Raw genomic sequence first — 10,990 nt, forward strand, 5'->3', positions numbered from 1 at the left:
GCTTTCGATACCTTGTATGCCGAAGGTCAACGTCGCTATGTTGAGTCTTTATCATCGTATGCGCGTCAATTTTTATCCTTGATGGAAAAACCCGATGTTGACCATATCGAAGGGCTGTCACCCGCCATCTCGATTGAGCAAAAGTCGACATCACATAACCCCCGCTCCACCGTTGGCACCATCACTGAAGTCTATGACTATCTGCGTTTGCTGTACGCCCGAGTGGGAGAGCCACGCTGCCCCACCCATGATGTCACCCTAGCGGCACAAACCATTAGCCAAATGGTGGATAAAGTGTTAGCCCTGCCTGAAGGCAGTAAGTTAATGCTGCTGGCACCGATTATCAAAAACCGAAAAGGTGAGCATGTAAAAACACTTGAAAACCTCGCTGCTCAAGGGTTTATTCGTGCGCGGATCAATGGCGAGGTGTGTGATCTGTCCGATCCACCCACGCTGGAGCTGCAAAAAAAACACACCATCGAAGTGGTGGTTGACCGATTTAAAGTACGCGACGATCAACAACAACGTTTAGCTGAATCCTTTGAAACCGCGCTCGAACTCACGGGTGGCAGTGCGGTCATCAGCTGGATGGACGGCGACGGTGAAGAAATCATTTTTTCTGCTAACTTTGCCTGCCCCCATTGTGGTTACAGCATGCAAGAGCTAGAGCCTCGCTTGTTCTCATTTAATAATCCCGCCGGTGCGTGTGGCACCTGTGACGGGTTAGGCGTTCAGCAGTACTTTGATCGCAAACGCGTGATTCAAAACCCTGCGGTCAGTCTCGCAGGTGGTGCGATCCGAGGCTGGGATCGTCGTAACTTTTATTACTTCCAAATGCTGCGTTCACTGTCTGAGCATTACGGTTTTGATCTGGAAACGCCCTGGCAAGATCTCTCCGGCACCATGCAAGATATACTTTTATATGGGTCTGGGCCGAAAGAGATCGAGTTTAAATACGTCAACGATCGTGGTGATATTCGCGTACGTAAGCATCCGTTTGAGGGGATCCTCAATAACATGGAGCGCCGTTATCGCGATACCGAGTCTAATGCGGTGCGCGACGAACTCGCCAAATATATTGCCACTAAGCCCTGCGCCAGCTGCGGTGGCTCGCGTTTACGTCAAGAAGCTCGACATGTTTTTATCGATAACCGTAACCTGCCAGAAATTTGTGAGCTCAGTATGAGATAACGCGCGCTTACTGGATACCTTGGAGCACTTGCGCGATCTGGGCAATACCGTGATGGTGGTTGAACATGATGAAGACGCTATTCGTGCCGCGGATTACATTATCGATATAGGCCCAGGGGCGGGCGCGCACGGGGGCGAGATCGTGGCAGAAGGCAGCCTTGACGATATTCTTGCCAGTGAGCATTCACTTACCGGGCAGTATCTTTCTGGCAAACAAGCGATTGCGGTGCCAGCACAACGGATACCGCGCGATCCCAACAAGATGTTGACGCTCAAAGGTGCAACCGGAAATAACCTCAAAAATGTGGACCTGCACTTACCTGTCGGCTTACTCACTTGTGTCACGGGCGTGTCGGGATCTGGAAAATCAACCCTCATCAACGATACCTTCTTTAAAGTCGCCCACCAGCAATTAAACGGTGCCACAACCGCGGATCCTGCGCCGTATGCCGAGATTGATGGCCTAGGACACTTTGATAAGGTTATCGACATCGATCAAAGCCCCATTGGCCGTACGCCGCGTTCAAACCCCGCCACTTACACTGGGATCTTTACCCCGATTCGTGAACTGTTTGCCGGCACACAAGAAGCACGGGCACGAGGCTACAAGGTGGGTCGCTTTAGTTTTAACGTACGCGGTGGCCGCTGTGAGGCCTGTCAAGGCGATGGGGTCATCAAAGTAGAAATGCACTTTTTGCCGGATGTGTATGTCCCTTGTGATGTGTGTAAGGGCAAACGCTACAACCGCGAGACACTTGAAGTACGCTATAAAGGCAAAACCATCGATGAAGTCCTGGCAATGACAGTGGAAGACGCGCGTGAATTCTTTGATGCAGWGCCAGCCATTAAGCGTAAGCTGCAAACCTTGATGGATGTTGGCTTGAGCTATGTGCGCCTAGGCCAAGCGGCGACGACCTTGTCTGGTGGTGAAGCGCAACGGGTGAAGTTAGCCCGAGAGCTGTCCAAACGCGATACCGGTAAAACCTTATATATTCTTGATGAGCCAACCACAGGGTTACACTTTCATGATATTCAACAACTGCTCAATGTTCTGCACCGCCTACGTGAGCAAGGGAATACTATTGTGGTTATTGAGCATAATTTAGATGTGATCAAGACGGCCGACTGGATCATCGATCTGGGGCCTGAGGGCGGCAATGGCGGGGGTGAAATTATCGCCCAAGGCACACCGGAATCGATTGTCGATGTGGTCGGCAGCCACACGGCCCACTTCCTCAAGCCAATGTTGGAGCGATAATGACGTTAGTGCTGCCGCCTAGTCGTGTCATACGCAAGCCGTTGACGGTGCCCTTTTTGGTGACCTTAACGGTATTGTGGCTGATTTGTCTGCCTCTTTACTCGGTTGCTCTGCCGCTGGTAGGCATACGTCACCCGGCGGCGGCGCTATCATTACTCACCTTGGCATTTGCGCTTGGGTTCGCCAGTTTGGAGGTTATCCGTCAACACACATGGCGAGCCACTCGGCTGACCGGCACATTGGCACTTGCGACCGGCTTGGCGATGATGCCCTATTTTTATCCGCAGGCACTGGGCCACAATAGTGGCTATGCGCTCATCGTTTTAGCGCTAAGCTTTGGCTTTTTCTCAGCCCTACAGCAGTTTATTTTTAATCACGCCCAACGACAAAAACTACTGGCCGTCTTATTGTTGGCCTCCTGGTTAGCGGTATTGTCGGTATTAGGGAACCAGCCTCCGCCGGGCATGGCACCCTTTATGTTTGATCAATGGGTCCCTCACCTCCCTCCAGCCGTGACTCACACCTTATTGTTAACCGGAGTCACGCTCGCCGCCTACATTTTGGCCAGAGAGCCCAGTGGTCGATATCGCCACCCGGTTAGCCAAGGCTTACTCGCGTTAACACCGCTCATGTTGATTCCGATATTGGCGATGCAAGAGCAACCCTTACTGTTGCTATTCGCCCTGTGTGCGATTGGCTTACAACAAGTGTATTTAGCCCGGTTTGCCTCGCGACGCCAGCATCGTATGTGGATGATCGCTATCTCGGCAGGGGCATTTTTGGCGGTATTTGGTCTCAGTGGTCAAGACAACTGGCACTGGCTCACCGCCGACGATCAGCGCGCACTGATGCTGGCGTGGCAGCAATGGCAAATGACGCCATTTTTTGGAGTGGGCATGGGCAATGGTCAGTCAACGTTGCTATTACTGTCTGCCTCACAACCGAATCATTCCGGCCCGGTGACGTTACCCAGTGCTTTAATCCTGTGGCTCCTTGAAGGGGGGCTCGTTGTCGCCTGCGGCTATCTTGTGGTGTTAGCCGCGCTAACACTTCGTATTCTACGTGCACCGTCAGGAACACGTAGAATATTGATCGCCTTAGTATTGCCACCACTGACCGGCCTGATGATTTATCCAGCCAGTGGCACACAGTGGTTTAACGGGGTATTGTTATTGATTTGGTTATATTGGTTAGACAACTTAACCGGTCGATATCGTCGTTATCCCGTGTTTTCACACCGTTATAGTCAGCGTGTCGCGAGCCGTAGTGTGATCATGGCGCTGGTGCTCGTCACCTTACTGAGCTTGTCATCCGTTTACCTCGCCAATCGCTATCTGCGTGATTCCTTATTAAGTTCGCAGCGTTTTACCTTGTATCAGCAACACCCATGGTGGCAGCAAAAACTGCACCGTGCGCAACAAGACCGTCACTTTCAAGCGAATTTGGCGCACTTATCTGACGTAGCACGCCACCAGCATTTGGATGATTTACTGCGTCAAGTCGCGCAACGCCCACGCTTTTCGGGCTATCAGCATGCGTATCAGGTTGCGTTACAAATTGGTGATCATCAACGCGCACGCGATATTCAACAAGAAGCGCGCTATTTATACCCGCAAGCAAGCAAAGTATGGACCACTCGCCATACCTTGCCCGATACCTTAACGCCTTAACGTAACGCGTTTTCTAACGCTTTCAGACACAGCGCCACATTCTCATGCCGTGCCCCGTAGCCCATTAAGCCAATGCGCCACGCTTTACCGGCGAGATCGCCCAAGCCGGCACCAATTTCGAGATTATAGGTCGTGAGCAGGTGCTGACGTACTGCCGCATCGTCCACGCCATCCGGAATAGTGACCGCGTTAAGCTGCGGCAAACGGTAAGGCTGATCAACCACAAAAGTGATACCGAGCTCATCCAGCCCTGCTTTGAGGTGTTGATGCATGTCTTGATGACGTTGCCATGCATGCTCAAGCCCTTCTTGATAGAGCCGCAATAAAGACTCATGCAAAGCATACAAACTATTGACCGGCGCGGTATGGTGATAGCTGCGTTTCCCTTCTCCGCTCCAATAACCAAGCACCAGGCTTTGATCGAGAAACCAACTTTGTACCTTGTGGGTTCGCGATTGCATTTTAGCCACAGCACGCGGTGAGAAGGTGACAGGCGATAAGCCAGGGACACATGACAAACATTTTTGGCTACCGGAATACACGGCATCGAGCTGCCACTCATCGACTTTCAATGGCACGCCACCGAGTGAAGTCACGGCGTCGACAATGGTTAAGCAACCATGCTCCCGCGCCAATCTCGCCAGTGTTTGCGCATCCGAACAAGCGCCGGTTGAGGTTTCAGCATGGACAAACGCAAGCGTGCTGGCATCCGGATGGGCTTTCAACGCAGCCTCAACGTTTTCTGGACTAACAGGGGCACCCCAGGCATCGTCGACCATCACTGCTGTTGCGCCGCAACGCTCGACATTTTCCCGCATACGATCGCCAAACACACCATTGCGACAGACAATCACTTTTTCACCCGGTTCAACTAAGTTGACAAAGCAAGCTTCCATCCCGGCACTGCCTGGTGCCGAAATCGCCAGGGTAAAAGGGTTGTCGGTTTGAAACGCATATTGAAGCAGTTGTTTGACTTCATCCATCATCGCGATAAACAAAGGGTCAAGATGTCCGACAGTCGGACGGCTGAGTGCCTGTAGCACTGCAGGATAAATATCAGAGGGGCCCGGGCCCATTAACGTGCGAGCCACGGGCTGAAAAGATTGAATCTCGGAAATTGAACGTGCCATAACCTTTCCTTGTTGTTGGTACACACAGATGACCGTTATAGCATATTTTTTCGCCATATCCCTATTGCCTGGCACGTGAACTGTGTGATCGCTGGACAATTTTGCCAAGGCACTGATCGTGACCAAAAGGCAGTTGACACCCTGTCATCTCGCCCGTAATGTAAATGCTGTTCACGGGATAACCAACCCGGGACTGAACATGCAGAAGAGGTGCATTTCTCAGGCAGTTATCATGCGGAGCCCCACTCCAAGGTATGATAATCAGGGGAGACAATGCCGAGGTGGCGTAAGCTTGGGGGCGAAACGCTGCCGGCCTAGGAGGCTGAATCCTTCAGGCTGTCACTTGTCATCCCTACAGGAAGACAGGTGGAGCGCTTCTGGCAGTCCATGCCTGCCGTTTGCTCTTCCTTCTTTTTTGCGGTCCCTACCGCGGTCACGATGTGACTTCTGATGTTCCCCATAATGAATTGATTAAGACCCATTTGTATGATGAGAGGGGAAAAGGACGTGAACCCATTACCACCGATTTCAGTCGCTAAGTTTGGCGGGACAAGCGTTGGCACTATCGATGCCATGCAACAAAGCGCTGATGTGATCGAGCAAAACCCACATACCCGCTTTGTGGTGATCAGTGCGTGCGCAGGCGTCACCAATCACTTAGTTGCACTGGCACAAGGGATCAACGACCCACAAGTCCGTCAAGACAAACTGGTTGCCATCACCGCTATCCATCAAGCGATATTAAACGCGCTTCCCGCTTGCCAGAACACGCAAACAGCAGTCGATGACTGGCACCAAACGATTGCCGACTATGCAAATACCGCAACCTCTGCCCCCAGTACAGCGTTAACGGATGCGTTGGTCGCTTGTGGTGAGCTCATCTCAACCTATATTTTTACTCACTTGCTCAATAGCCGAGGCATGGCCACGGTGAGGGCCGATGCGCGAGCGTTATTACGCACCGATAGTCACTTCGGCTGTGCCCAACCGGATCGACAACAAACCAAGATACAGTGCCAGAACCAATTATTCCCCCGCTTAGCGACGCATTTAGTGGTCACGCAAGGGTTTATCGGTGCTGATGCGAACGGGCACACCACCACCTTAGGCCGCGGCGGCAGTGACTACAGTGCCGCGCTATTCGCCGAGGCGATCGGAGCAGAAAGCTTGGCCATCTGGACCGATGTCCCCGGGATTTATACCACCGATCCACGGGTGACTGATCGTGCTCGTCCTATCAGTGAAATTAGCTTTAGCGAAGCCTCGGAAATGGCTACCTTTGGTGCCAAGATCCTCCATCCATCGACGTTAGTGCCCGCGGTACGCCAGCATATCCCGGTATTTGTCGGCGCGGCGAGAGCCCCCGAACAAGGCGGTACCTGGATCCGTGAGCAAGCGCACTCAGCGCCGCTGTTTCGTGCCGTGGCCCTCAGGCGCAACCAGACCATGGTGACACTGACCAGCTTAAACATGTTTCATGCTTGTGGTTTTTTGGCCAAGGTGTTTGAGATCTTGGCGCGCTTTGAAATCTCAGTCGATTTAATCACGACCTCGGAGGTCAGTGTCTCTCTGACGCTGGATCAAACCCATACCCAGGGTGACGCACCGCAGCTGCCGGAGGCTGCCATCGCCGAGCTCACGCAGTTATGTCAGGTAGAGATCTGTGCGAATCTAGCGGTTGTTGCGCTGATCGGTAACGAGATGAATCACACACCGGGCGCGACAGCGCCGGTATTTAGTGCGCTAGCCCAATATAAACTGCGCATGATTTGCTATGGTGCCAGCAATCACAATATCTGTGTGGTGGTCGACGATCACGACGCGACCCATGTCGTACAGCGGTTACACGCTGACTTATTTGAGTAAAAAAAGGCCAGCACATGTGATGTGCTGGTCTTTTTTCATTAGGCGTTTAAGTTTGGCCCGAGCCATTTTTCCGCGTCTTTGCTGCTCCACCCTTTGCGCGCCGCATAACTGTCACGTTGATCATTTTGGATCTTCGCTACCGCAAAGTAGCGTGATTCAGGGTGTGAGAAATACCATCCCGACACAGACGCGCCCGGCCACATGGCGTAGCTTTCGGTCAGCGTCATCCCTGTGTGCGCTTCCACCGAGAGCAACTGCCAGATTTTACCTTTCTCGCTGTGCTCAGGGCAGGCAGCATAACCCGGTGCCGGCCGGATCCCTTGGTATTGCTCCCGGATCAAGGCGTCGTTATCGAGCGTCTCATTGGGCGCATAGCCCCACAATGAGATCCGAATTTGCTGGTGCAGGTATTCTGCAAAGGCTTCTGCTAATCGATCGGCGACCGCTTGGATCATGATCGCGTTGTAATCATCCCCTGCAACTTTATAACTTTCCGCCAAGGCATACTCGCCAATGCCGCCTGTCACCGCAAACGCACCAATCCAATCAGGCTGACCACTGGTTTTCGGCGCGATAAAGTCCGACAAGCAATAATTGGCGCCGCGTGGCTTTTGGGTTTGCTGACGTAAATGGTTCAGTACCGTGCCCACCGTTTGCCGTGATGTGTCAGTATACACCTCGATATCGTCCTCTAGGCTGTTGGCAGGAAAGACACCACACACTCCTTTTGCGGCGATCAAGCCTTCGTGCTCAAACCGGTCGAGCCAACCATTAGCGTCTTCATACAAACGGCGTGCTTCTTCACCCACCAGCTCGTGGTCTAAAATCGCCGGGAATTTGCCGCTCAGGGACCAGGTCATAAAGAAAGGGGTCCAATCGATATACTGACGTAATGTCGCTATCGAGACATCATCGTAAACATGGACGCCCGGCCTCGCCGGCTGGGGCGGCGTGTAATGGGCCCAATCGGTTTGCCATTTGTTTGCCCTTGCCGCGTCCAGGGTGACAGGCGGAGTGCGGGGTGTCTTGCGTTGGTGCTGCTCTCGTACTGACACATACTCTTTTTGTAAGCGCGCGACAAAGTCCGGATATTGAGCCGGCGATAATAGCGATGCACAAACGCCAACGGCACGTGACGCATTCGACACATACACCACAGGAGCCTGGTAGTGCTGCTCTATTTTCACCGCGGTATGCGCTTTGGATGTGGTCGCCCCCCCAATCAATAGCGGAATATCAAACCCTTGCCTTTCCATTTCTTTGGCGACATTCACCATTTCATCCAACGACGGCGTGATAAGGCCTGACAAACCAATAATGTCGACTTGCTCCTCGCGCGCCACTGACAGGATTTTATCGGTCGGCACCATCACGCCGAGATCAATAATCTCGAAGTTATTGCATTGCAGCACCACGCCGACAATGTTTTTGCCAATGTCATGCACGTCGCCTTTTACCGTGGCAAGTAAGATCTTGCCATTGGTCTGCCCTTGCTGCTTTTCAGCGTTGATGTAAGGTTCAAGATAGGCCACGGCTTGTTTCATCACCCGCGCCGACTTCACCACTTGCGGCAGGAACATCTTACCTTCGCCAAATAAGTCTCCCACCACATTCATGCCCGCCATTAGTGGGCCTTCTATCACTTCCAACGGTTTACTCGCCGCCGCTCGAGCTAGCTCAGTATCTTCAACAATAAATTCGGTAATGCCTTTAACCAGTGCATGTTCAAGCCGTTTATCCACTGGCCAACTGCGCCACTCCGCGGTTTCTGCCACTTCGTTTTCACCGCGGTCGCGGTAGCTGTCCGCCAACGCCAGTAAACGTTCCGTGGCGCCATCGTCTTTGTTAAGCACCACATCTTCCACCGCCACACGCAGCGATTCAGGCAAATCATCATAAATGGCTAACTGGCCAGCATTGACGATGCCCATGTCCATACCGTTTTTAATGCAATGGTAGAGAAACACCGCATGGATCGCCTCACGCACTGGGTTGTTTCCGCGAAACGAAAAAGACACGTTAGACACGCCACCTGAAATCATGGCATGCGGCAGGGTTTGTTTGATATCTGCGACCGCGTTGATGAAGTCGACCGCGTAGTTATTATGCTCATCAATGCCGGTGGCCACCGCGAAGATATTAGGATCAAAGATAATGTCTTCCGGCGGGAAGCCGACTTGGTCAACCAGCAGGTGATACGCGCGCGTGCAAATCTCGACTTTACGTTCACGTGTATCAGCCTGGCCTTGCTCATCAAACGCCATCACAATCACAGCGGCACCGTATCGACGGACTAAGTGGGCTTGTTGAATAAACGCGGCTTCCCCCTCTTTAAGAGAAATTGAGTTCACAATCCCTTTACCTTGGATACACTTCAGTCCGGCTTCAATGATCTCCCACTTTGAGGAGTCAATCATCACCGGTACCCGGGCAATATCGGGTTCAGCCGCACACAGATTGAGAAAACGTACCATGGCTTGCTGTGCATCCAACATGCCTTCATCCATATTGATATCGATGATTTGCGCCCCGTTTTCCACTTGCTGTAACGCCACCTCAAGCGCTTCGTCGTATTGTTCTTCAACGATTAAACGCTTAAAACGCGCTGACCCAGTGACATTGGTGCGCTCCCCCACGTTCACGAACAGGCTTTCAGCATTAATAGTCAGCGGTTCTAGCCCTGATAGTCGACATGCCACAGACTGAGAGGGGCGCGCACGAGGGGCATGTTTCGCCACCACTTCGCTGATCGCTTGAATATGCTCGGGCGTGGTACCACAGCACCCACCCACCAAGTTAATAAAGCCAGAAGCGGCCCATTCGTCGATATGTTTTGCCATGTCTTCAGGCGAGAGATCGTATTCGCCAAACGCATTAGGTAAACCGGCATTGGGATGGACCGAAACAAATCCTTCGCAGATCTCACTGAGCTCTTTGACGTACTGACGCAATTCGGCTGGCCCCAGCGCACAGTTCAAACCAAAAGAAAGCGGTTCGACGTGGCGTAAAGAGTGATAAAACGCCGCGGTGGTTTGCCCAGAGAGCGTACGACCAGACGCATCAGTGATGGTGCCAGAGATCATAATGGGTAAGCGCACACCTCGGGCATCAAAGACTTTTTCAACAGCAAAGGCACAGGCTTTAGCGTTCAAGGTATCAAAGATGGTTTCCAACATGATGAGATCAACACCACCATCCATCAACGCCTCAGTGGACTCCGCATACCCCTCAACCAATTGATCAAAGGTGACATTACGAAAGCCAGGATCGTTCACATCTGGAGAGATAGAGCAAGTGCGATTCGTGGGTCCGAGAACCCCAGCAACAAAGCGTGGTTTTTCTGGGGTTTTCGCCGTCCAGTGGTCAGCCACGTCGCGAGCAAGACGCGCAGCAGCTAAATTTATCTCCGCACTGATGGCCTGCATGTCGTAATCGGCCATGGCTATCTGGGTCGCGTTGAACGTATTGGTTTCTATGATGTCCGCGCCCGCGGCCAGATAGTCGTTGTGTAACGCTGCTATTTTTTCAGGCTGCGTCAGTACCAAAAGGTCATTGTTACCTTTCACATCACAATGCCAGTCTTTAAAGCGTGCGCCGCGGTAATCGGCTTCGCCGAGTCCTAAGCCTTGGATCATGGTGCCCATACCACCATCGATCACCAAAATACACTTAGAGAGACGCTGTGTTAATCGATCCATTCTTACCCCGTGATATCACCATCCTGATTGCGATAGTTTTATCCTACCACAGCCATTTTGGAAATCTAGACGTCTATAAATATCGATTAATTTTGATCTATTTCAATTCAGCTGTTCGTTTTGAGCGCAATTTCTATTAATATTTTGTAACTCTTTCATTCCTCGTCGTACTAGGAA

General features: G+C 52.1%; 4 protein-coding genes, 1 pseudogene and 1 riboswitch. Of the genes and pseudogenes, 3 read left to right on the top strand and 2 right to left on the bottom strand.

Going from position 1 to position 10,990, the window contains the following annotated elements; genetic code table 11:
- Positions 1 to 2,449, top strand: a pseudogene (gene uvrA, locus BZG79_RS06680) (excinuclease ABC subunit UvrA); the annotation flags it as partial.
- Positions 2,449 to 4,119, top strand: coding sequence for a Wzy polymerase domain-containing protein (locus BZG79_RS06685; RefSeq protein WP_077774017.1), 1,671 nt, complete (start codon positions 2,449 to 2,451; stop codon positions 4,117 to 4,119). The pseudogene uvrA and the gene BZG79_RS06685, both read left to right, overlap by 1 nt.
- Here the strand turns inward: BZG79_RS06685 and BZG79_RS06690 are convergent.
- A complete protein-coding gene (locus tag BZG79_RS06690) occupies positions 4,116 to 5,249 on the bottom strand; it encodes an alanine--glyoxylate aminotransferase family protein (protein ID WP_021022711.1) in 1,134 nt (377 codons plus the stop codon). The two genes, BZG79_RS06685 and BZG79_RS06690, sit on opposite strands and share 4 nt — an antisense overlap.
- Before the next feature lie 197 nt (positions 5,250 to 5,446).
- A riboswitch (Lysine riboswitch) is annotated at positions 5,447 to 5,634 on the top strand.
- Positions 5,635 to 5,735: 101 nt separating this feature from the next.
- Between BZG79_RS06690 and lysC the strand changes: the two genes are divergently transcribed.
- Entirely contained in the window at positions 5,736 to 7,115 is a 1,380-nt protein-coding gene (lysC, locus tag BZG79_RS06695) for a lysine-sensitive aspartokinase 3 (RefSeq protein ID WP_077774018.1), read from the top strand.
- A gap of 38 nt (positions 7,116 to 7,153) precedes the next feature.
- Here the strand turns inward: lysC and metH are convergent, their stop codons facing one another.
- A complete protein-coding gene (gene metH / locus BZG79_RS06700) occupies positions 7,154 to 10,813 on the bottom strand; it encodes a methionine synthase (protein ID WP_077774019.1) in 3,660 nt (1,219 codons plus the stop codon).
- Between the last annotated feature and the right edge of the window lie 177 nt (positions 10,814 to 10,990).

The organism is Salinivibrio sp. MA427, from assembly GCF_001996115.1.
In the GTDB taxonomy this organism is placed as follows: domain Bacteria; phylum Pseudomonadota; class Gammaproteobacteria; order Enterobacterales; family Vibrionaceae; genus Salinivibrio; species Salinivibrio costicola.

What these genes read in the sequence shown, in the direction of transcription:
- BZG79_RS06685 (WP_077774017.1), top strand. Translation starts at nt 2,449, where the DNA reads ATGACGTTAGTGCTGCCGCCTAGTCGTGTCATACGCAAGCCGTTGACG.
- BZG79_RS06690 (WP_021022711.1), bottom strand. Translation starts at nt 5,249, where the DNA reads ATGGCACGTTCAATTTCCGAGATTCAATCTTTTCAGCCCGTGGCTCGC.
- lysC (WP_077774018.1), top strand. Translation starts at nt 5,736, where the DNA reads ATGATGAGAGGGGAAAAGGACGTGAACCCATTACCACCGATTTCAGTC.
- metH (WP_077774019.1), bottom strand. Translation starts at nt 10,813, where the DNA reads ATGGATCGATTAACACAGCGTCTCTCTAAGTGTATTTTGGTGATCGAT.